Annotated in this window: 2 protein-coding genes; both read left to right on the forward strand. The window is 73.9% G+C overall.

Annotated elements, in window-relative coordinates; genetic code table 11:
• A partial coding sequence (locus tag C1J00_RS43580; protein WP_281262809.1) for a CbiX/SirB N-terminal domain-containing protein occupies window positions 1-410 on the forward strand: 410 nt, incomplete at its 5' end.
• Between the two features lie 117 nt (window positions 411-527).
• The coding region (gene dgt, locus C1J00_RS43585) for a dGTP triphosphohydrolase (protein WP_146046425.1) at window positions 528-1037 on the forward strand (510 nt) is incomplete at its 3' end.

Below are 1037 nucleotides of genomic sequence, written 5' to 3' on the forward strand. Positions count from 1 at the left end.
CCCTCCAGGCACGCCTCACGGAAGCCGGCTGGGGTGGAACCCCCCACCGCACCAGCGCGGTCGTCCTCGCCGCGGCGGGCTCCCGCGACCCGGACGCGAAGGCGGACACGGCCCGCACGGCCCACCTCCTGGCGGCCCGCCTGGGCGTCCCCGTCATCCCGGCCTACGCCTCGGCCGCCACCCCCACGGTCCAGACCGCGGTCCGCACCCTCCTGGCAAGGGGCCGCCGCCACATAGCCCTCGCGTGCTACTTCACAGCCCCGGGCCGCTTCGCCACGGAGTGCGCCCAGAAGGCCCCGTGGATAGCGGCGGCCCCCCTCGGCACGCACCCGTCGATGGCCGAACTCGTCCTCCACCGTTACGAGGAGGCGCTGGCACACGCGGCCTCCAGGGAATTGGCCTCAGCCTGACAGCGGGGGCGGCGCCATGCCCCCTAGGGGGGCGGGGAACTGCGCGACCAGCCCAAAACAACCCGCACCCGCCCGAAAACAGAACCCGGCACACGCACAGGCGCTTACTGTCGAGCCATGGACGGCACCGCACAACACCCCCCCGCCTACGACCCGACGTCGGTCGACCGCTGGGCCCAGGAACCCGACAAACGCCCCGGCCGCACCGCCTTCCAACGTGACCGGGCCCGGGTCCTGCACAGCTCCGCCCTGAGAAGACTCGCCGGCAAAACCCAAGTGGTGACGCCCGGCACCCGGGGCCCCGCCTGGGACGCCAGCCCCCGCACCCGCCTCACCCACTCCCTCGAATGCGCCCAGGTCGGCCGCGAGCTGGGCGCCGCCCTCGGCTGTGACCCGGACCTCGTGGAAGCCGCCTGCCTCTCCCACGACCTGGGCCACCCGCCCTTCGGCCACAACGGCGAACAGGCCCTCAACGAGTTCGCGGCGGACTGCGGCGGCTTCGAGGGCAACGCCCAGTCCCTCCGGCTCCTCACCCGTATCGAGCCCAAACGGTTCACCCCGGAGGGCTCCGTCGGCCTCAACCTCACCCGCGCCGCCCTCGACGCCGCCACCAAGTACCCCTGGCCC

Origin of the sequence: Streptomyces cahuitamycinicus (assembly GCF_002891435.1) — a bacterium.
Lineage (GTDB): Bacteria > Actinomycetota > Actinomycetes > Streptomycetales > Streptomycetaceae > Streptomyces > Streptomyces cahuitamycinicus.